Here is a 20,967-nt window from a genome sequence, read left to right on the forward strand (position 1 = left end):
GTCGCCCAACGGGCACCCGCCCCCGAGCAGTCGTGTCTCGCACAACCCACGAAGTCACGCCCGGCAGAACCGCAGGGTCTCCCCCGACGCCCCCGTCCGCCAGAGGTCGTTGCACGCCTCCGCCATCTCGTCCAGGCCCTCGACCACCTGGCCCCATACGATCCCCGGCACCCACCCCACGTCGCCGTTCAGCAGCAGGTTGTTGCGTTCGTAGAAGAGGGCCAGGTCGACGAGGGTCGTACCGGGGCGGACCTCGGCGTCGTAGCCGTACGCGTTCGTGGCCAGTTCCGTGCCGGCGAAGGAGAAGTAGCAGAGGTCGCCGGGGATGGGGGTGACCGTGGGGTTTTCGAGGGGTGGCTCGTGGGGGGCGAAGGGCGGGAAGAGGGCGTAGATCTCGTTGCGGGCGTATTTGGCGTGGTAGACGTCGCCGGCCAGGGGCAGGGCGTCCCAGACGGCGGCGCAGGTGAGCGGCGCGCGGTCGTCGAGGAGTTTCGCCCGGCACACGACCTGGCGCTTGAGCAGGGAGATCTCTAGGTAGCGGTCGGTCATGTCTTCCATGGTGCAGCCGGGGTCAAGGGCGCCTCCTGGGTCCGGCCGGTTCCGGCCGCGTGTGTGCAGGGGGCGTGAAGGCCACGGCAGTGGCGTGAATACATCGCATCGGGTCGGGTAGCCGCGCGGCCATGGCTCCAGCAACAGAGACCTCCGGGAGAACCGGGAAGACACGCGACCCCAGCCGCCGGGCCCTGCTCGTCGGCGCCTCCGCGCTCGCCACGGCGGGCGCGCTGGGCGCCGCCGGGTGCAGCCGGGTGGCCACCGCCTCCGGCACGGAGGGGGGTGAGCTGCTGGACCGGCTGCGGGCGCAGGGCGTCGTACGGCTCGGTATCGCGGGAGAGATCCCCTTCGGCTACATCGACACGGACGGCGAACTGACCGGCGAGGGGCCCGAAGTGGCCAGGGTCGTCTTCAAACGGCTGGGCGTGGGGCGGGTGCAGCCCGTTCCCACCGAGTTCGGCTCGCTCATACCCGGGCTGAACTCCCAGCAGTTCGATGTCGTCTCCGCCGGGATGTACATCAACCCCGAGCGCTGTGCGGAGGTCATCTTCTCCGAGCCCGACCACGAGATGCTGGACGCGTTCGTGGTGAAGAAAGGCAACCCGAAGGGTCTGAACGACTACGCGGACGTGATCCGCGCCAAGGCCCGGTTCGCCACGGGCTCGGGGTACGCGCAGATCGCGCACGCCGTCGAGGCCGGGTACGCGGAGAGCGACATCGTCATCGTGCCCGACCAGGTGGCCGGGCTGAACGCCGTGGAGGCGGGGCGGGTCGACGTGTTCGCGGGGACGTCGCTGACCACCCGCGAGGTGGTCAAGAAGTCCCGCACGACGGAGGCGACCAAGCCGTTCGCCGCGCTCGTCGACGGCCAGCCGCGGGTGGACGGGGCGGGCTTCGCGTTCCGGCCGGCCGAGACGCGGCTGCGGGACGCCTTCAACGTCGAGCTGCGGAAGATGAAGGAGAGCGGCGAACTGCTGCGCGTCCTGCGGCCCTTCGGCTTCACCAAGGTCGAGATGACCGACCTGACCACGAAGGAGCTCTGTCGGGCATGACACAGGGACTCTGGGAACTCGTCCTGCGCGGCGTCTGGGTCACCCTCCAACTGCTGGTCCTCGGCGCGCTGCTGGCCACGGTCGTCTCCTTCGTGGTGGGGGTCGCGCGCACCCACCGGCGGTGGATCGTCCGCTTCGTCGCGGGCCTGTACACCGAGGTGTTCCGCGGCACCTCCGCGCTGATCATGATCTTCTGGGTGTACTTCGTGCTGCCGCTGGCCTTCGGCTGGCAGCTGGTCCCGATGTGGGCGGGCGTCCTCGCCCTCGGGCTGACGTACGGGGCGTACGGGGCCGAGATCGTGCGCGGTGCCCTGACCGCCGTGGATCCGGCGCAGCGCGAGGGCGGTATCGCGCTGAGCTTCACCCCGTGGCAGCGGATGCGGCTGATCCTGCTGCCGCAGGCGGTCCCGGAGATGATCCCGCCCTTCGCCAACCTGGTGGTCGAACTGCTCAAGGGCACGGCGCTGGTGTCGATCATCGGCATGGGTGACCTGGCGTTCAGCGGCAGCCTGGTACGGCTGGCGCTGCAGGAGAGCGTGGAGATCTACACCTATCTCCTGCTCATCTACTTCGTGATCGCCTTCCTGCTCACCCGGGGCATGCGGCTGCTGGAGCGGCGGCTGAAGGCCGGGATCGGCAAGGCCCCGGTGAAGGCGACCGTGGCGCCCGTGCGGGTCGCCGAGGGCGCGAGCGCCGGAGGTGGTGCGTGATGAACTGGGACTGGAACGCGGTCGTCGACTTCCTGCCGCACTTCCGGAAGGGCCTGCTGGTCACCCTGCAGGCGCTGGCCCTGGGTTCGGTCGTCTCCTTCGCACTCGGACTGGTGTGGGCGCTGCTCGTGCGGACGCCGACCCGCTGGGTGAGCTGGCCGGTGGGGGTCGCCACGGAGTTCGTCCGGAACACCCCCCTGCTCGTCCAGCTGTTCTTCCTCTTCTATGTGCTGCCGGCCTGGGGGCTGACCTTCTCGGCGCTGACCACGGGCGTCTTCGCGATCGGGCTGCACTACTCGACGTACACGATGCAGGTCTACCGCGCCGGCATCGAGGCGGTGCCCGTGGGCCAGTGGGAGGCGGCCACCGCGTTGAACCTGCCGGTGCGGCGCACCTGGACGGTGGTGATCCTGCCGCAGGCGGTCCGCCGGGTGGTGCCCGCGCTGGGCAACTACGTGATCTCGATGCTCAAGGACACACCGATCCTGATGGTGATCACGGTCCCGGAGATGCTGAGCGAGGCACGGCTCTACGCCCAGGAGACCTTCCGTTTCACCGAGCCCCTGACCGTCATCGGGGTGGCCTTCATCCTCGTCTCCTATCTGGCCTCCCTCCTTCTGCGAACCCTGGAGCGACGTCTTGTCCGCTGACACCCCGCTGATGAAGCAACCCGACGCCGAGTCCGGTTCCGGCGCGCCCGTGGACCGTCCCGTGGACAGCGCCGAGCTGATCCGCTTCGAGAACGTGACCAAACGATTCGGCAGCAACACCGTCCTGGACCGGCTCGACTTCTCGGTCGACGCCGGCAAGCACGTCACGCTGATCGGCCCGTCCGGCTCCGGCAAGACGACGATCCTGCGGCTGCTGATGACCCTGGCCAAGCCCGACGAGGGGAAGATCACCGTCGGCGGGCAGCAGCTGTTCCCGGCGAGCGACAAGCAGTGCCGTGAGGTCCGCAAGAACATCGGGATGGTGTTCCAGCAGTTCAACCTCTTCCCGAACATGAAGGTGCTGCGGAACATCACCGAGGCGCCCGTCACCGTCCTCGGGCTCTCCAAGGACGAGGCCGAGGCGCGCGCCCGCGAGCTGCTCGACATGGTGGGGCTCGCCGACAAGTGCGACGCCTACCCGTCCCAGCTCTCCGGCGGGCAGCAGCAGCGGGTGGCCATCGCCCGGGCGCTGGCGATGCGCCCGCAGGTGCTGCTCCTCGACGAGGTGACGTCCGCGCTCGACCCCGAGCTGGTCGCGGGCGTGCTCGACCTGCTCAGGGACATCGCCCGCACCACCGACATCACGATGCTCTGCGTGACCCACGAGATGAACTTCGCCCGGGACATCTCGGACCAAGTTCTGATGTTCGATTCTGGCCAGGTGATCGAGTCGGGCAGCCCCGAGAAGATCTTCGGCGATCCTTCGCACGAACGCACGCGCGAGTTCCTCGGTGCGGTCATCTGACTACGCCGGGTGAACGGCTGAACGCGTGGGAACATCCGAGGTCCATCCGCCGGGCCATGCCTTTGGCATATGCCAGAGTGCTGGTCCGGCAGTTGGGAGGCCCGGAGGCACGGGGATTTTCTCGCGAACAACCCCTCCACCTACGACGCTTGGGCCGTATCGTGGGACACGGCAAGCTGTCCGAAAAACGGCCCGAGAAGCGCAGGGGGAAACCGTGGCGCTCAAGCACGAGCCGACCGCGCCGTACCACTCGGCCCAGGACGCACTGCGCGTCCTGGAGACGGTGGCGCGGCACGCAGGTGGCGTCACCGACGCCGAGATCGCCCGTCGCACCGGCGTCGACAGTGAGCGGTTGACCGCGCTCCTGCGGATGCTGCGTCGCGAGGGGTATGTGGAGCAGACCACCGACGGCGCCTACGTCACCGGTGTCGCACTCGCCCGGCTGGGCTCCGCCCAGGGTCATGAGCAGGCCCTGCGCGAGCAGCTTCAGCACACCCTCGACCGGCTGCGCGACTCGGTGGGCGCCGCCGTCTACGTCACCCGTTACCTGGACGGCGAGATCCAGGTCACCGGCTGGGCCGACAGCCCGGCCACACCCGCGGTCCACGAGTGGGTGGACTTCCGTTCCTCCGCCCACGCCACCGCGTTCGGCAAGGGCCTGCTGGGCCAGCTCGACCTCAACGGCCGGCGGGACCACCTCTCGCGACACCGCCCGGCCCGGCTCACGGCCCGCACGATCACCAACGAGAAGGTGCTGCTGAGCAAACTCGACGCCCAGACACCCACGGTCCCCGTCCTCGACCTCCAGGAGTACGCGCCGGGCACGGTCTGCGCGGCCGTCCCCCTCACCGCGGGCTCCGCCGTCGGCTGCCTCGCACTGTCCCTTCCGCTGGAGCACGCCCACCGGTTGCGCGCGGCGGCGAACACGTTGAATCGGGGAGCGGCGCCTGTGCTGCTCTCCCTGGCGATCTAGACACCGGGCGTCCCACGGAGATCCAGCTCACGTTTAAGCGGTCGAAGGCACCCCCGCGGACCAGGTAGTATTTTCTCTGTCGCCAGCCGCGAAAGCGGAAGAGCGACAGAGTCTGCGCCGCTAGCTCAGTTGGTTAGAGCAGCTGACTCTTAATCAGCGGGTCCGGGGTTCGAGTCCCTGGCGGCGCACGATGACGATGGCGAGGCATGTTCGCAAACAACGCGAACATGCCTCGCCATCGTCGTTCTTGCGCGGCTCCGCCGCGCGTTGTGGGGGCTCCGCCACCCACACCCCCGCCGCCGTGTGGACCTCAGCCCCGCAGGTAAGCCAGCACGGCCAGCACCCGGCGATGCGTGTCCTGCGCCGGTGGCAGGTCCAGCTTTCCCAGGATGTTGCCGATGTGCTTGCCGACGGCGGCCTCGGTGACGACCAGCGCGCGGGCGATCGCCCCGTTCGACTTCCCCTCGGCGACCAGCGCGAGCACCTCGCGCTCGCGCGGGGTGAGCGCCGCCAGTGGATCACGCCGGCGCCGCAGCAGCTGCCGTACGACCTCGGGGTCGACGACCGTGCCCCCGGCCGCGACCCGCTCCACCGCCTGAGCGAACTGTTCGACCTGGCCGATGCGGTCCTTGAGGAGATAGCCGACGCCGGTGCCGTCGCCTGTGTCCAACAGTTCGGCGGCGTAGGCCCGTTGGACGTACTGGCTGAGGACGAGGACCGGCAGCGAAGGGTTCGCGGCGCGTAGGTCGAGGGCCGCGCGCAGCCCCTCGTCGGTGAGGCCGGGCGGCATGCGTACGTCGGTGACGACGAGGTCGGGGGCGCAGGACTCCACGGCCGAGGTCAGCGACTCCGCGTCGCCGACCGCCGCGACGACCTCGTGCCCGAACCGGGTCAGGACGCCCACGAGCCCTTCCCGCAGCAGCACGCTGTCCTCGGCGAGCACGATCTTCAGCGCTGCGGGCACGGGATCTCCAGGGACAGGACGGTCGGGCCGCCGGCCGGGCTGTGGACGGACAGTGTCCCATCGAGCACTGCGAGCCGGTCGGCGAGTCCGGTGAGGCCCGTGCCCCGCGCGGGGTCGGCGCCGCCCGTCCCGTCGTCCCGCACCTCCACCCGCAGCCGCCCGCCCGTGTACCGCCCGCCGACCCAGGCCCGCTCCGCCCCGCTGTGCCTGCCGATGTTGGCGAGCGCCTCCCGGACCGCGAAGTACGCGGCGGACTCCACGGACTCGGCGAACCGCGGGAGGTCGACGTCCAGTTCCACGGGTACGGCGGACCGGTCGGCCGCGTCGGCGAGGGCGTCCGGCAGGCCGTAGTCGGCGAGGACCTGGGGATGGACGCCGTGGATCAACTCCCGCAGTTCGCCCAGGACCCGGTCGGCCTCCCGGTGGGCGGCGGCGAGCCGCTCGGCCAGTTCGGGCGGGGCGTCGAGCCGGGCCAGGCCCAGGGTCATGCTCAGGGCCACGAGGCGTTGCTGTGCTCCGTCGTGCAGATCGCGTTCGATCCGCCGCCGCTCCGCCTCGAAGGCCGCCACCAGCCGGGCCCGCGACCGTGTCACCTCGGCGAGCCGCCGCTCCGCCTCCGCCTCGTTCGGCGCGAGCAGCAGCCGGGCCAGGGCGGCACGGGCGCGCGCGTACAGGACGAGCGGCGTGAGCAGCGCGAGGAGGACGGCGCCACCGAGGGCCGTGCACAGCAGGGCCTGGTCGTAGGAGTCGATCAGCCAGAGCTTGGCGATCCGCGCGTCACCGCTGGCAGCGCTCGTCATCGCCAGCTGCGCGGGCGCCCCGATCAACGCGCCCGGCATGCCCAACGCCCCGAACAGCACGGCCGCGTCCAGCGGCCACAGCACGAACCCGAGGAGCCCCGTGTACGCCAACTCCCGCCAGGTCGCCCGCTCGGTCAGCCGCAGCCGGGCCCAGGCGGCGAGACCAGGCTCGGCCGGGGTGACGTGCGGGTCGGGCAGCGCCGGGCCCGGGGCGGCGAGGAGCAGCCGCCGGCGTTCCAGGGCGCCGACGGGTCCGCCGGAGAGAACGGCCAGGGCGAGCAGCGGCAGGCCCACGAGGAGGGGGGTGAGCACGAGGCCGACGGTGCCCAGGACCAGGAGCACGACCATCAGGACCACGCCGACCAGCACACCGCTCAGCAGGTACGCCACCGTGCGCGGCACATCCCGTACGACCGTTCGAATCATGGGGTCACGGTAGGCCGGGGTCGCGGGCGACGGCCATATGCGCAGGGGGTGTTCCGGGGGTGGGGCCGGCCCTACCCCGTCAGGAGTTCCTCCCGCCCCCGCGCCCGGTACTCCGCCACCAGCCGCGCCTGATCCACCGCGGAGAACTTGCGGTAGGCCCATTTCCCCGGTGGGCGCCACCAGACCGGGTCCGGGCAGCGGAAGCCCTCGCGGCGGAGGGCGGCGCGCTGGATCTTGTTGGTGGCGGTGACGGGCATGGAGGGGACGACGCGCACGAATCGGGGGGTCATCTTCGTGCCCAGGTCGGGCTGGGACACGAGGAATTCGGCGAAGCCGTCCGGGTCGAAGGCGCCCGCGATCGTCGCCATGACCTGGTCCCCGGCGACCGGGTCGGGGACCGCGTAGACGGCGACGGCCTCGGCGCCCTCGTAGCGGGCGAGGATGTTCTCGATGACGGCGGCGGCGAGGTTCTCGCTGTCGACGCGGAGGCGGTCGTCGGTGCGGCCGGCGAAGTAGAGGAAGCCGCCGGGGTCCCGGTAGAAGAGGTCGCCGGTCCAGTACCAGCCGTCGCGGCGGCGGGCGGCGTCCGCCTCCGGGTTGCGCCAGTACCCCTCGAAGGGGTTGGGGCCTCGGTTCACCAACTCCCCTATCGCCTCGGTGCCGTTGAGCAGACGGCCGTCGTCGGTGAGGAGGGCCGGCGGGCACTCCTTCCGGGTCTGCGGGTCGACCACCGCGAGGTCGTCGCCGGGTGCCGCCCGCCCGATCGCGCCCGGCGGCGCCCCGGGCGTCCGCTGGATCGCCGCCCCGCCCTCGGACGACCCGTACCCCTCCACGAGCCGTACCCCGAACCGTTCCTCGAACGCCGCCGCGTCCACCGCCCCCGCCTCCGTGCCGAAGCCCATGCGCAGCGGGTTGTCGCGGTCGTCGGGGCGGGGCTCGGTGGCGAGGAGGTACTGCACGGCCCGGCCGACGTAGGTGAAGTACGTGGCCCCGTACGCCCGTACGTCGTCCAGGAACCCAGAGGCCGAGAACCGGCGCCGCAGCGCGATGCCGGCGCCGGACACCAGGGCCGGGGCCCAGTCGGCGATGACCGCGTTGCCGTGGAACATCGGCATGCAGATGTAGTGCACGTCGTCCGGCCGCACCCCGAAGCGGTCCACCAGCGCCCGGCCGGCCGCCGCGAGCCGCCCCTGGGAGCAGATCGCGGCCTTGGGGGCGCCGGTGGAGCCGGAGGTGAAGTAGAGGAGGAGGCGGTGGGCGGGGGTGGCCCGGGTCGGGTCGGGCACGGCGTCGGCGTACGGCGCGAGGAGGTCGGCGTAGGCCTGAGTGTCCGTCACCAGCACTCGTACGCCGGGCAGTTCGAGGTGATCGAGGAGCGGCAGACGGTCCCGTTCCGTGATCAGCACCCGGCATTCGGTGTGCAGGATGTCGCGGGCCAGTTCGGGACCCCGCCTGGTGGGGTTGATACCGGCGACGGCGGCGCCCGCGAGGGCCGCCGCGCTCAACCACAGGGGGAATTCCGGGGTGTTGTCGAGGAGGACGCCGATATGCGGTTCGGCGGCCGGTGGCAGGAGGTCGGCGAGCAGTGCCGCGCGGGCGGCGGCTCCGGCGGCGACCTCGTGGTGGGTCAGGACCTGCTCCTCGAACCACAGCCCGGGCCGGTGGTCGTCCCACCGGTCGGCGAGGAGCTGTGCGACCGTGCGCCTCATGGACTCCATGTGGGCGCACGGTAACTGACAGGTCGTCAGTTGAGGAGGGTCACGGCGTCGGGAACGAGGGGTCCGTGGAGAAGTTGTGGTAGGTGACCATGAAGAACACGCAGAACGCGAAGACCACCCCGAGGAAGGCCAGGAGGCCGAAGCCGGCCGCCGCCTGCTTGACCCGGCCGGGCTCGTGGGCCGTGGCGACCACGTTCGGGCCGTCGGTGTAGTGGACGGTGACGAAGTCGCCCTCGACCGTCGTCATCGGGCCGTCCTCCTCCTCGAAGCGGATGGCGCGGCCGTCATGGGTCGTGAACTCGTACACGTGGTGGATCGTCGTGCGCACGCTGCCGTGGTCGCCCATGCCCTTGCTGACCGTCGTGAACGCCTTGAGGCAGCGCCCCTCGGCCGTCAGGCCGCTGTTCCAGGCGCTCCTGATGTGGAGCCAACGGCTCAGCACCCGGTACGCCATGAAGGCGATGAAGGTCATCATGACCACGGGGATGATGTAGAAGAAGGCGTCCATGGTGTTCCCCCGGTTTTCGGCCGCCGCCCTGGTCGGCGGCGTGTGGGGAACGTACCCGCCTGGGGGCCCCGCGCAGCTCAAGTGATGCTCAGAACTCGCGGGGCCGGTGGGGCGACGCTCAGAAGGTGACGTCCGAGCAGGCGTAGAACGCGTTGGTGGTGTCGGCGATCGTCCAGACCGCGAGGATCACATGGTGGCCGCTCAGCCCGGACGGCAGACGACCGGTGTGGGAGAGCGTGGACGGCGGGCGCTGGCCGTTGTACGGGACGGTGAAGAACGGGGTCAGGTTGAGGTCGGAGCGGGCCAGGGCGTGGTTCTGGTTCCAGCCCGCCCTGGTGACGTAGTACTTGAAGTCGGTGGTGGCGTGCATGGCGGTGAACTGCCAGCGGAACGTGTAGTTCTGACCGCCCGTCACCCTGGTGGTGGGCCAGGCGCCGCCGCCCGGCCGGGCGGACGCGTCGAGCTGGTTGAACCTGCTGTTGCCGCCGGAGCAGAGTTGGCCGTCAGCCGGCCCTGAGCCCGGGAAGCCCTTCGGCCCCTCCACGCTCTGCGGCTCCCACTGGATGTCGCCGCAGTTGGTGACGGTGCCGTTCTGACAGAGCTTCTGCCTGCTGACGGGGAGGTCGGTGTAGCCGTGGCCGGTGGCGCCGCCACTGGAGAGCACGAGCGCTCCGGTGGTGGCGAAGCCGACCGCGGCCGCGTACCACTTGGTCCTGCTACGCGTGAGATTGCGCATGCTGCCGCTCCCTGGAGTACGTGGGGTGTTTCCAGGTCTAGACCAAGTCCCAGATTATGAGCGGGTGTTGAACATGTCCATACCAATTCCAGGGTTCACGGCGACACTTCGCGCCGCCCTGTATAGAACGCCACCGTCAGGTCCTTCACCAGCGCCTTGCGCTCGTAGTCGTCGAGTTCGACCAGGCCGCGCAGGGTCAGCCGGGTCACCGTGTCCTCGACCGAGTCGACGACGGAGGTGAGCACGGTGTCGCGGTGCTGGGCGTCGAGCGCCGCGATCCGGCGGCGCTGCATCACGGCGGCCACCTCGGGCGCGTACTCGATCCGGGTCGGCTGGACCGAGAACACCTCCATCCCGGCCGGTGCCGTGTCCGCCACGACCAGCCGGGTCAGCGCCTCGCCCACCGCCTCCGTGTTCCGCAGCGTCGCGTCCCTGACCAGCGCGCCCGGCGGCACATCGGCCGGCATCCGCGAGAGCACCCGGGAGATCGCCGCCTCCACGCACTCGCGCAGATACCGCTCGTGGTCCTCGATCCCGAGCAACGCCCGCGCGGTGTCCCTGACCCGCCACGCCACGAGGACGACGACCCGCAGCGCCATCCCGTTCGCGTCGACGGCCGCCATCGGCTCGCTCCGCCAGTGCCGCAGCCGGACGTCGACCCGGCGGCGCAGCACGAGCGGGTTCACCCAGAGCAGGCCGGTACGGCGGACGGTCCCCCGGTACCGCCCGAACAGTCCGAGCACCCAGGCCCGTCCGGTCCGCCCCCGCGCCAGCCCGCCGAACCCGAACAGGGTCAGCGCCCCGGCACCGGCGTACGCGGCCCACTGCGCCGGTCCGAGTCCGGCGCCCGCGTACGTGCCCGGCAGTCCCAGCGCCCGCACCGCGAGGCCCGGCAAAACCCCGGCCCACCACGAGGTGAGGACACATCCGGCCACCCCGCACGCCCCTCCCAGCACTCCCATCACCCCGGGCACCACCCGCGCCGGCCGCTCGACCAGCTCGGGGTCGACCTCGACGGCGGGGCGCGGCTTCACGGACGCGGGCCCCTGCCGCACGCGCGGCTGCTCGCCGGTGCCGCGCCGACGGCCCACGACGGCGGGGGTGACCGGTACGGCCACCGGGGCGGGGTCGTCCCGGAACAGCAGATGGACGGGGATCTCGGTGGTCGTCTCGTTCTGGATGAGCCGGGCGGGCCGCGCGGCCCCTTCGGGCTCCGGTGTGTGTGAGGTGGTCGTACTCATACGTGCCTCCGTGCCTCCGTGCCTCCGCGCAGGAAGAAGCGTGGTGAGAGCGTTCGAGTGGGTGGTGGGTCTGGGTCCTGGAGGGCGGGTGCGGGTCCTGGAGGGCGGGTGCGGGCGTCAGGAGAACAGTCGCCGCCAGGTCTCCGGGCCCGGATAGCCGTCCGCCGCGCCGCCGCGCCACCCCTGGGCCCGCTGGAACAGCTCCACGTTCCGCCGGTCCGACTCGCCCCAGCACGGCCCCGGACCCGAGGTGTAGTACTTGCCGAACCCCTTCCTGACCAGTTGCTGCCCCAGCCGGGTGACGAACGCGTTGTCCGCGCCCGGCCGGAACATGCCCCGCCCCGGATAGCCGGGGACACCGTGCGAGGCGGGCGTCCCTGAGGCCCCGGATGACGCGGGTCCGCCGGGCGAGGCGGGTCCGCCAGGCAAGGCGGGTCTCCCCGGAGGGGCGGGCTTACCGGGCCCGCCCGGGAAGGTCGGCTTCCGGGGCGAGGCGGGCTTCCCCGAGGCTCCGGACAGGCCGGGGGTGCCGGGCGTCCTCGGCGCGCCGGGCGCACCTGGGGCGACGTGCGCTCCCAGGGTGACGTGCGCTCCCAGGGTGACGGGTGTGCCCAGGGTGACGGGTGTGCCCAGGGTGACGGGTGTGCCCAGGGTGACGGGTGTATCGGACCCGCCCGACGGGCCCCCCGCTCCGGCCTTCCCCGGTGGACGATGCACCGTCGGCGGCTTGGGCGCCGCGGGCTTCCCCTGCGGGCCCACGTTCCCGGCCGGCGGGATGTTCCTGCCTCTCCCGGTGACCAGATACATCCAGGTCAGCGGGCCCGGAATCCCGTCGGCGTGACGGCCCGACCAGCCCTGCGCCCGCTGGAAGGCCCGGGTGGCCCTGCGGTCGGAGTCCGACCAGGTCAGCCCCGGTACGCCGGTGTAGAAGCGGGCCCCGCCGCGCTGCACCAGCATCTGTCCCAGCCGGGCGACGTACTTGTTCCGCGCGCCGGGCCCGAAGGCCTCGGAGCCCGGGAAGCGGTCGGCGCCCGACGGCCCGGCGGACCCCTTCGCGCCGGTGCTCTCCGGTGGGGCAGCGGGGGCCTCCGAGCCACCGGCGGCGTCCGTCTCGCCGTCCGGCCGACCCTCGCCGTCGGCGATCAGCCCCTTGTAGCGGTACGGCACATAGCGGGTCGCGTTGTCCCAGTACCCGTACGGGGTGGCCTGCCTGCGGGCGTACGGGCGGGTCGACTCGTAGGCGATGTAGTGGGTCTCCGCGTAGTCCGTCCAGCCGCCGAAAATGACGACGTGCGAGCCCTTTTTCGGGTCCTTCGGATTATGGAAGAGCAACATGTCACCGGGCTCCAGCCGGTCCTTCGAAATCCGCTGCGCGAACTTGTCGAGGCTGCCCGTCCATTCGTTTCCGGGGAGGTTCCAGGCCATCGAGACGAACCCCGAGCAGTCCTGCCGATAACCGTCGGACCAGTACTCGCGCATGCTGTACGGCACCTCCGCGGCGACCCAGGCCTCGGCCCGTCCGATGATCTCGGCGCGGGTAGTCGGCGGCGTCCGCACCTCATTCGGCAGCTTCTCCCCGTCCACCGGCCGGCCGCCGGGACCGTGCAGCGGAGCCTTCTTCCCCTGAGGGGTATCTGGCTCCCCACCTGCGGGAACACCGCCGGGGTGCGTCGGTCCGTGGGCCGCTGCGACCGTCGGCACGGCATACCCCGCGCCGAGCGCGGCACCGGCGGCGGCCAGGACGAGGGCGTTCCTGGCGGTTCTGACCGCCGGGTGACTCGGATGGGCGTACCGGGCCGAGTGCGGCATGACCCGCCGCCAGTGGACACAACCGGGGCATTCGCATTCGCCCCCCGGATCGATCTCCTCGAATACCGGAGTCCCCATGCGATTCCCCTCGCGAACCGACCGAAGAATTCCACGCTTCTGCACGCCCGTCAGTTTCTCAACTGTCTCCCCATGTCGCATGCTGACGGTCCAAATGATGTACCCGGCCCTGCCCGGCCCTGCCCGGCCCCACCCGGCCCCACCCGGCCCCACCCGGCCCCACCCGGCCCCGAGAGCCTCCCCTCGCCGGGCCGGCGGGGTTCGGCACCTCGCGAACACCTGCTCCCCTCCTCGTGGCGACCCATCAAGAACGGGCAACGTCCGTTCGGTGGTGCGTAGTTACCGAGCGGTTTACTAATTTCGGTAAGTGACTCGCCGGTAGAGTTTCGTTCATAGATTCCGTTCACGCTCGATCTTGACGGCCGGTCCCACCGGCTGCATGATCAGCGCTGAACCAGAGCCGCGTAACCACGAAGAAGTCTCCCCACGGGTCTTGACCAGTCCCGCACGACTTCTTCACATGAAAAAGCGGGGCACGGGGGTTTCGGGCAGGCACACCAAAGAGTGCCGCCCTCCCTCGATGTCGCGCTTCTTCCGCCGTCGCCTTCTGTGCGTTCACGGAACCATCTCCAAAGACCCCCGCATTCTTTGGGAGCCGTTCATCACCCCCCACCCACGCCTGCCTCCTTCGCGTACTCTCCTTTCCTTTTCGTGACCCCTTTCCTCGCCTCCTGCCACTTTTCCGCAGGCGCGAAAGGGGCGCTCACGCCTGCCCGAAAACAGCATTGTCTCGGCACTCGGAAAAGCCTCCCGATAAAGGTTCTTGAAGTCTTGACTTCACCTCGGGGCAGCTCCATATTGATTCCCGACCACCCCCCACCTCGACATTCGGTCCTCCCCGGAGGACCGTTTTCGGGGACACCAAGGAGACATCAATGGCGATCGCACTCCAGTTCAGGCGCAAGGCGGTCCTGGCCGCTCTTGTGATCACAGCGGCGGCGGCCACCACGGTCACGCTGCCCGGCACGGCCGAAGCCCAGTCGGGCTCCCGTATCTGCGGGAACTACTGGGAGGCCCGGGCCAACGGAAAGACGGTCGGGATCATGGCCAAGGTCCTCGAGGTGCCCAAGGTCGACTTCGGCATCTGCCTCCGCGTCATCGACAAGACGAACAGCATCAACGGCCGGAGCCTGCCGGGCTACAACGGCAAGGTGACATGGAACCCGCGCCAGCCCATACGGTCCTGGACCTGCGAGGACGCCGGCGACCTGTTCAACGACAAGTACGGGAACGACCCCTGCCTCAACATGAACCGGGTGGACCTCATCGGCCAGGTGGCCAACCGCACGCCCGCCGAGTGGTCGCAGGTCTACTGACCATGCGCGGCAAGGTGTGGTGGCATCGCGTTCTGATGTGCGGAGCCCTCGTCCTCGCGACGGTGGCGACGACCGAGGGCACGGCCAGCGCGGCCACCCAGTGCTTCAGCCAGAGCCATTCCGACGGCGCCCGGATCGTCCCCGGCACCGGCGGCGGACAGGTCACCCGCTCCATCACCCGGCAGCGGGCGGCCAACACCTGGGACGACTGGGTGTGGCGCGGCACGGAATTCCAGTGCCCCCGGGGTCGAACCTGCGAATACTCGTGGGACAGGTCAAAGACGACCACCACGGGCTGGGCGATCGGCGGCGGCACCAATCTGGGAAACACCAGTTCACCGTCCGGGAAGTGGTACAACTTCCTGATTCCGCTGATCGTGGGCTATCAGAGGACCACGCAGATCAACACCACTTTCACGTGGACCGTGCATCTCAACGGCGGTGACGTGGCACAGCCCATTCAGGTCGCGGTGCGCCGCTGGACCCAAGGCGATTTCTCGGGCGGCTGGGTCAGGACGAACCGCGGCTGCCAGGGCGGAACCGTCTATGAATGGGACGGGAATCTCAGGTTCGGCAACTGGACCCGGAACGTCTTCGAGAAGGAAAAGGTCGGCTACGCCGTCAACGGCCGTATGTGACGCCGGCACCTCTCTCGACACGTTCAAAAGACTTGCGGCGAAATCATCCTCCAGGAAAGGACACGATTATGCCCGGTAAAGCGATGTGGCATCGGATGCTGATGTGCGGGGCTCTCGCCATCGCCACGGTGGCCACGACCGAGGGCACGGCCAGTGCGGCCACCCAGTGCTTCAGCCAGAGCTATTCCGACGGCGCGCAGATCGTCCCCGGCACGGGCGGCGGACAGGTCACCCGCTCGATCACCCGGCAGCGGGCCGGCAACACGTGGGACGACTGGGTCTGGCGGGGCACCGAGTTCCAGTGCCCCCGGAACCGGACCTGCGACTACGCGTGGTCCAAGTCGAAGACGACGAACACCGGTTGGGCGGTCGGCGGCGGCACCGATCTCGGTAACGCCAGCTCGCCCTCCAAGAAGTGGTACAACGTCGTGCTCCCGCTGGTCGGCGGCTACCAGAGGACCACCGAGATCAACACCAACTTCACCTGGACCGTGCACCTCAACGGCGGTGACGTGGCACAGCCCATCCAGGTCGCGGTGCGCCGCTGGACCCAGGGCGACTTCTCCGGCGGCTGGGTCAGGACGAACCGCGGCTGCCAGGGCGGAACCAACTACGAGTGGAACGGAAACGTCAGGTTCGGCAACTGGACCCGCAACGTCTTCGAGAAGGAAAAGGTCGGCTACGCCGTCAACGGCCGTATGTGACAAGGCAGTTCACTCTCCGTCCGGCAGTTCACTCTTCGTCCGGCAGTTCACTCTTCAAAGGAGGCACCCGTGAAGCTCAAGCGCATGAAGCGACGCACGGCGACGCTGGCGGCCGCCGGCATGGCGGCCGGGGCACTGTTCGCGATAGCGGTCCCCGGTACGGCCGAGGCCCAGTCGGGCTCCCGTATCTGCGGGAACTACTGGAAGGGCTACTACAACAACGGCCAGCAGGAAGTCACCTGGTCCCGGGTGATCGAGGTCCCGAAGAGCGACGGCATCGCCTGCCAGCGCGCCATCGACCGGACCGACAAGGTCGGGAACCCGCCCAGCGAGCTCACCCGGCTCGGGGTGAAGTGGGGCGCCCGGCAGCGGCTGCAGAACGTGACCTGTGAGTGGTACTCCCAGGACGTACTGAACTCCAAGTACGGGGACGACGTCTGCCTGAGCATGCAGCGGGCGGACAACACGATCCAGGTCAACGGCCGCACGATCAGCCAGTTCTGGCTGAAGTAGCCGCTCGGCGGGGGTGCTCCCCGGTCAGGAGCACCCCCACCCCTCCGCTAGACTTTTCCTCGCGCGCCGCTAGCTCAGTTGGTTAGAGCAGCTGACTCTTAATCAGCGGGTCCGGGGTTCGAGTCCCTGGCGGCGCACCACCCGGAGAGGCCCCTCGCGAGAGTGATACGCGAGGGGCCTCTCCGTATGTGCGCGTCACGCCGCGCACTCCCCCCTCGCTCCCCTCCCACTCCTCACAGATCCTCCACCGATGCACCAATAACCGCGTATGACCGGTAAACACCGCGTTTCGCATCTTGCGATCAAGATGAGCACCATAGAACCCTGGGCCGTAAGAGACTGCGGATACACGGCAGTTGAGGGGCCTTGGGCGGTTTACGCCCTGGGGATGGGGATCTTGGGCCCCCACCTAAGCACACCATGCACGTATCCATGGAACAAAGATGCCAAGGGGGCATCAATGCAACCGGATGGCCGTCGTCCCGTGTCTCCATGGTGTAGATCACATGGTGACGATGGCTCACTGATGCGTCCGTAACGGTCGAGGGGGACCGAATCGGACGGAATACCGACGAACACACACTCGACGTGTGTGCGGGGGGAATGACTCATGACGTCGACGCCGACGGGCGCCCGGCACAACCACGACCCGTCCGAGACGACCCGACCCAAGGTGCCGTCGCACCGGACCGGAGCATTTCGCAAGCTCAAGAAGACACTTCCGAGATACGACTACGAGCACTACAGCCGACTCGCGGGGCCGCTCACGCAGCCCGACCCGACCAAGCCCTACAAGGTGCAGTACCGCTCGCTGATCTCCCAGGAGCCGCACCGCCTGAGGGTCGCCCTGATGCTGGCCGCCGCGCCGCTGCTCTCCCTGGTCCTGCTCGGCTGGCTGCTGCAGCAGGAGCACTGGACCAAGCGCGACTACGTCGAGTACGCGTTCCTGCCCGCCCTCGACCTGGTCATGCTGGTCTCGATCGGCCTGATCGAGTTCTTCCGCTGCATGAACGTGCTGTCGAACGCGCATGCCACCCTGGTCGCCCGCGACCCGATCCCGGTGGTGCCCGAGACCGGCACCAGAGTCGCCTTCCTCACCTCCTTCGTGCCCGGCAAGGAACCGCTGGAGATGGTGACGAAGACCCTGGAGGCCGCGGTCAGGCTCCGCCACCGCGGGCTTCTGCACGTGTGGCTGCTCGACGAGGGCGACGACGCGGACGTGAAGGCGGTCTGCGCGCGCCTGGGCGTGCACCACTTCTCCCGCAAGGGGATCGCGAAGTGGAACCAGCCGAAGGGCCCGCACCGCGCCAAGACCAAGCACGGCAACTACAACGCCTGGCTGGACGCGCACGGTGACGACTACGACTTCTTCGCCTCGGTCGACACCGACCACATCCCGCTCCCCAACTACCTGGAGCGGATGCTCGGTTTCTTCCGCGACCCGAACATCGGCTTCGTCATCGGCCCCCAGGTGTACGGCAACTACGACAACTTCGTCACCAAGGCCGCCGAGTCCCAGCAGTTCCTGTTCCACGCGCTGATCCAGCGCGCCGGCAACAAGTACGGCTCCCCCATGTTCGTCGGCACCTCCAACGCCGTACGGATCAAGGCGCTCAAGCAGATCGGCGGGCTGTACGACTCGATCACCGAGGACATGGCCACCGGCTTCGAGATCCACCGCCACAGGAACCCGGCGACGGGCAAGAAGTGGCGCTCGGTGTACACACCGGACGTGCTCGCGGTGGGTGAGGGGCCCAGCGCCTGGACGGACTTCTTCACCCAGCAGATGCGCTGGTCGCGCGGGACGTACGAGACGATCCTCAAGCAGTACTGGAAGGGCTGGTACTCGCTGCCGCCGAGCAAGCTCTTCAACTACACGATGATGATCATCTTCTACCCGATGTCCGCCCTCAACTGGATTCTCGCGGCGCTGAGTTGTGCGCTGTTCCTGGGCCTGGGCGCCTCGGGTGTGAACATCGATCCGACCGTGTGGCTGATGCTCTACGGCAACGCCTCGGCGCTCCAGATAGGCCTGTACGTCTGGAACCGCCGGCACAACGTCTCCCCGCACGAGCCGGAGGGCTCCGGCGGTGTGGCCGGCATGGTGATGTCCGCGCTGTCCGCGCCGCTCTACGCCAAGGCGCTGATCGACTCGGCCCTGCGCCGCAAGAGCAAGTTCGTGGTCACGCCCAAGGGGGACTCGGCGAGCCCTGACAGGTGGTTCGGCACCTTCCGGTACCACTGGTACTTCATCGTCATCTTCGGGGCCTCGATCACCGCCGGGTTCGTCCTCGGCAACGCGCACCCCGCGATGATCATCTGGGCCACCTTCGCCATGATGATCACCGCCCTCCCCATCTTCGTCTGGCGCTACATGCTGCGGCAGGACAGGAAGAAGGCCGCCGCCGCGGCCGAACTGCAAGGGTCCATGGTGGCACCGCCCGAGGCGGCTCCCGCGCCCTTCGCGCCACCCCACGCACCGCACGCCCCACACGCGCCGCACGCTCCCCAGCACAAGCCGAGCTGGGCGGCGTCCGGGTCGGGCGGCGGGGGTAGCGACCAGACCATGCAGATCGCCCTGGGCGGACTGGGGGGACGTAAGGAATGAAGGACCGTGCAGGCCGCCGCCGCGCCCGTCGCCTCGCGATCGGCGGGGCGGTGGTCCTCGCGCTCGCCGGGATGAACGGGCCGTGGGTGTACCGCTTCAGCACCGAGAAGTACCACGACTACAAGATCAACAGACCCGAGTACAAGGCCGACAACGGGCACTGGAAGGTCGTGGAGTTCCCGGAGGAGTACCGGCAGAACACGATCCACGCCGCACTCCTGCACACCGGCAAGATCCTGCTGATCGCGGGTTCCGGCAACGACGCCGACAACTTCGACGCGAAGAAGTTCGACACCCGCGTCTGGGACCCGGTCAAGCAGACGATCAAGCGCGTGCCGACCCCGGCCGACCTGTTCTGCACCGGGCACACCCAGCTGTCCAACGGCAATCTGCTCATCGCGGGCGGCACCAAGCGCTACGAGAAGCTGAAGGGTGACGTCACCAAGGCCGGCGGCCTGATGATCATCCACAACGAGAACCCCGACAAGGGGATGCGGATCAAGGCGGGGACCAGGTTCGTCGGCAAGGCGAACGGCAAGACGTTCGTCCTCAAGGACACCGTCGACATCGAGAAGGCCGTCAAGACCTTCGACCCGGACACCGGGAAGTTCACCGGCAACAAGCCGGGGATCGCCCGCGCCTATGTCGAGGCCGAGCGGCGCGGCAAGAAGTACGAGACGGGGACGGAGGACAACTACAAGGTCGCGGGCCTGAAGGGCGAGGACGCGCGGAACACGTACGGCATCGCGCAGAAGCTCGCCCTCGACAAGAAGGACTTCCAAGGGATCAAGGACGCCTACGAGTTCGACCCGGTCGCCGAGAAGTACATCAAGGTCGACCCGATGAACGAGGCGCGCTGGTACCCGACGCTGACCACCCTCACCGACGGTACGGTCCTCAGCCTGTCCGGGCTCGACGAGATCGGTCAGCTGGTCCCGGGCAAGAACGAGATCTACGACCCCGAGACCAGGAAGTGGACGTACACCAAGGGCGTCCAGCAGTTCCCGACGTACCCGGCGATCTCCCTGATGCAGAACGGCAAGCTGTTCTACTCGGGCGCGAACGCGGGGTACGGGCCGGACGACATCGGGCGTGTCCCCGGTGTCTGGGACCTGAAGACCAACAAGTTCACCAGGATTCCCGGGATGAGCGACGGCAAGCTGCTCGAAACCGCCGGGACGGTGCTGTTGCCTCCGGCGCAGGACGAGAAGTACATGGTCATCGGGGGTGGCGGGGTCGGTGAGTCGGAGCGGTCCAGCAAGAAGACCCGGCTGATCGATCTGCTGGCCGACGAGCCGAGGTTCGTGGACGGGCCGGAACTGGCCAGGGGCACACGCTATCCGCAGGCCTCGATCCTGCCCGACGACACGGTCCTCATCTCCGGCGGCTCCGAGGACTATCGCGGGCGCGGCGACTCCAACATCCTTCAGGCGCGGCTGTACGACGCGAAGACCGGGACGATGCGGCGGGTGGCCGACCCGCTGGTGGGCCGGAACTACCACTCCGGGTCGATCCTCTTGCCGGACGGGCGGGTCGTCTTCTTCGGGTCGGACTCCCTGTACTCCGACAAGGCCAACACCAAGCCGGGGGAGTTCGAGCAGCGGATCGAGATCTACACGCCGCCGTATCTCTTCCAGGACGCGCGGCCGACGTTGTCGGGCGGGCCGAAGACGGTCGCGCGGGGCGGGAAGGCGACGTTCGGGACGCGGCACGGGTCGTCGGTCAGGTCGGCGCGGCTGATCCGGCCGAGTGCGTCGACGCATGTGACGGATGTGGACCAGAAGTCGATCGAGGTGGACTTCGAGGTCACCGGGGACGAGATCACGGTGACCGTGCCGAAGAACCGGAATCTGGTGCAGTCGGGCTGGTACATGCTGTTCGTGACGGACGACGCCGGGACGCCCAGTGAGGCGCGGTGGGTGAAGGTCCCGTAGGGGGTAAGAGCTGCTTGCCAAGGAGTGCGTGCGAGGTCGGATGAGCTCGATCGTGTGATGGTCGGTTTCCGGCTCGCGGTGTCCTGGGCCGTTCGGGTTGGCGTGATCGTGCGACCTGGGACGCCGAGTACGGCGTCAGCGTGCGGGCCCCTGTTCCACCGGTGTGATGGTTCAGGGCCTCCCCCACGCCTCTGGCTGTACCTCAACGATGTGAGGGCTGCTGGGCTCGGTG

The 20,967-nt window shown here is 69.2% G+C and carries 19 protein-coding genes and 2 tRNA genes; 13 read left to right on the plus strand and 8 right to left on the minus strand.

The features are described from left to right. Nucleotides 1-54: 54 nt before the first annotated feature. Complete coding sequence (locus OG272_RS18455) at nucleotides 55-549, minus strand: DUF3830 family protein (RefSeq protein ID WP_326582545.1); 495 nt, start codon at nucleotides 547-549, stop codon at nucleotides 55-57. Nucleotides 550-680: 131 nt separating this feature from the next. Here OG272_RS18455 and ehuB point away from each other — a divergent pair, with 131 nt between their 5' ends. From ehuB to OG272_RS18485, 6 genes are all read left to right on the plus strand, one after another. Continuing rightward, on the plus strand, nucleotides 681-1,604 hold the full coding sequence (gene ehuB / locus OG272_RS18460; RefSeq protein ID WP_405894071.1) for an ectoine/hydroxyectoine ABC transporter substrate-binding protein EhuB: 924 nt from the start codon (nucleotides 681-683) through the stop codon (nucleotides 1,602-1,604). Continuing rightward, entirely contained in the window at nucleotides 1,601-2,314 is a 714-nt protein-coding gene (ehuC, locus tag OG272_RS18465; RefSeq protein ID WP_327729552.1) for an ectoine/hydroxyectoine ABC transporter permease subunit EhuC, read from the plus strand. The genes ehuB and ehuC overlap by 4 nt, the downstream gene beginning before the upstream one ends. Continuing rightward, a complete protein-coding gene (gene ehuD, locus OG272_RS18470; protein WP_327729551.1) occupies nucleotides 2,314-2,964 on the plus strand; it encodes an ectoine/hydroxyectoine ABC transporter permease subunit EhuD in 651 nt (216 codons plus the stop codon). The genes ehuC and ehuD overlap by 1 nt, the downstream gene beginning before the upstream one ends. Nucleotides 2,965-2,974: 10 nt before the next feature. Then, a complete protein-coding gene (gene ehuA, locus OG272_RS18475) occupies nucleotides 2,975-3,769 on the plus strand; it encodes an ectoine/hydroxyectoine ABC transporter ATP-binding protein EhuA (RefSeq protein ID WP_326585808.1) in 795 nt (264 codons plus the stop codon). 214 nt (nucleotides 3,770-3,983) lie between these two features. Continuing rightward, nucleotides 3,984-4,742, plus strand: coding sequence for an IclR family transcriptional regulator C-terminal domain-containing protein (locus OG272_RS18480; RefSeq protein ID WP_326582541.1), 759 nt, complete (start codon nucleotides 3,984-3,986; stop codon nucleotides 4,740-4,742). A 114-nt stretch (nucleotides 4,743-4,856) separates the two neighbouring features. Further along, nucleotides 4,857-4,930, plus strand: a tRNA-Lys gene (locus tag OG272_RS18485). Between the two features lie 122 nt (nucleotides 4,931-5,052). Here the strand turns inward: OG272_RS18485 and OG272_RS18490 are convergent. From OG272_RS18490 to OG272_RS18520, 7 genes are all read right to left on the minus strand, one after another. Continuing rightward, entirely contained in the window at nucleotides 5,053-5,706 is a 654-nt protein-coding gene (locus OG272_RS18490; protein WP_328223174.1) for a response regulator transcription factor, read from the minus strand. Continuing rightward, nucleotides 5,691-6,932 carry a sensor domain-containing protein gene (locus OG272_RS18495; protein WP_405894074.1) on the minus strand — a complete coding sequence of 414 codons (1,242 nt, stop codon included), beginning with the start codon at nucleotides 6,930-6,932 and terminating at the stop codon, nucleotides 5,691-5,693. Before OG272_RS18495 ends, OG272_RS18490 begins: the two co-directional genes overlap by 16 nt. 71 nt (nucleotides 6,933-7,003) lie before the next feature. Then, entirely contained in the window at nucleotides 7,004-8,650 is a 1,647-nt protein-coding gene (locus OG272_RS18500) for a long-chain-fatty-acid--CoA ligase (RefSeq protein WP_405894075.1), read from the minus strand. Nucleotides 8,651-8,690: 40 nt separating this feature from the next. Continuing rightward, nucleotides 8,691-9,158, minus strand: a complete 468-nt coding sequence (locus OG272_RS18505; protein ID WP_326582537.1) for a DUF3592 domain-containing protein — start codon at nucleotides 9,156-9,158, stop codon at nucleotides 8,691-8,693. Nucleotides 9,159-9,276: 118 nt separating this feature from the next. Beyond that, entirely contained in the window at nucleotides 9,277-9,894 is a 618-nt protein-coding gene (locus tag OG272_RS18510) for a lytic polysaccharide monooxygenase (protein WP_327729548.1), read from the minus strand. A 95-nt stretch (nucleotides 9,895-9,989) separates the two neighbouring features. Further along, the gene (locus OG272_RS18515; protein WP_327729547.1) at nucleotides 9,990-11,135 is read right to left on the minus strand and encodes an SPFH domain-containing protein; all 1,146 of its coding nucleotides are present in this window, start codon (nucleotides 11,133-11,135) and stop codon (nucleotides 9,990-9,992) included. A 117-nt stretch (nucleotides 11,136-11,252) separates the two neighbouring features. Beyond that, nucleotides 11,253-13,022: a peptidoglycan-binding protein gene (locus OG272_RS18520; protein WP_405894077.1), complete on the minus strand. Its 1,770-nt coding sequence runs from the start codon at nucleotides 13,020-13,022 to the stop codon at nucleotides 11,253-11,255. An 875-nt stretch (nucleotides 13,023-13,897) separates the two neighbouring features. Here OG272_RS18520 and OG272_RS18525 point away from each other — a divergent pair. The 7 genes from OG272_RS18525 to OG272_RS18555 all read left to right on the plus strand — a co-directional run bounded on the left by OG272_RS18525 (nucleotide 13,898) and on the right by OG272_RS18555 (nucleotide 20,735). Continuing rightward, nucleotides 13,898-14,338 (plus strand): hypothetical protein, encoded by a 441-nt coding sequence (locus OG272_RS18525; protein ID WP_326582533.1) that lies wholly within the window; start codon nucleotides 13,898-13,900, stop codon nucleotides 14,336-14,338. Between the two features lie 2 nt (nucleotides 14,339-14,340). Continuing rightward, nucleotides 14,341-14,976, plus strand: coding sequence for a hypothetical protein (locus tag OG272_RS18530; protein ID WP_326582532.1), 636 nt, complete (start codon nucleotides 14,341-14,343; stop codon nucleotides 14,974-14,976). 68 nt (nucleotides 14,977-15,044) lie between these two features. Then, the gene (locus OG272_RS18535; protein WP_327729545.1) at nucleotides 15,045-15,680 is read left to right on the plus strand and encodes a hypothetical protein; all 636 of its coding nucleotides are present in this window, start codon (nucleotides 15,045-15,047) and stop codon (nucleotides 15,678-15,680) included. Between the two features lie 69 nt (nucleotides 15,681-15,749). Continuing rightward, nucleotides 15,750-16,193 carry a hypothetical protein gene (locus tag OG272_RS18540; RefSeq protein WP_327729544.1) on the plus strand — a complete coding sequence of 148 codons (444 nt, stop codon included), beginning with the start codon at nucleotides 15,750-15,752 and terminating at the stop codon, nucleotides 16,191-16,193. A 63-nt stretch (nucleotides 16,194-16,256) separates the two neighbouring features. Further along, nucleotides 16,257-16,333, plus strand: a tRNA-Lys gene (locus tag OG272_RS18545). A 470-nt stretch (nucleotides 16,334-16,803) separates the two neighbouring features. After that, complete coding sequence (locus OG272_RS18550; RefSeq protein ID WP_405894079.1) at nucleotides 16,804-18,801, plus strand: glycosyltransferase family 2 protein; 1,998 nt, start codon at nucleotides 16,804-16,806, stop codon at nucleotides 18,799-18,801. Continuing rightward, on the plus strand, nucleotides 18,798-20,735 hold the full coding sequence (locus OG272_RS18555; protein WP_327729543.1) for a kelch motif-containing protein: 1,938 nt from the start codon (nucleotides 18,798-18,800) through the stop codon (nucleotides 20,733-20,735). The genes OG272_RS18550 and OG272_RS18555 overlap by 4 nt, the downstream gene beginning before the upstream one ends. The last annotated feature ends 232 nt before the right edge of the window (nucleotides 20,736-20,967 follow it).

It is taken from the genome of Streptomyces sp. NBC_00104 (assembly GCF_045160825.1).
Taxonomy (GTDB): domain Bacteria; phylum Actinomycetota; class Actinomycetes; order Streptomycetales; family Streptomycetaceae; genus Streptomyces.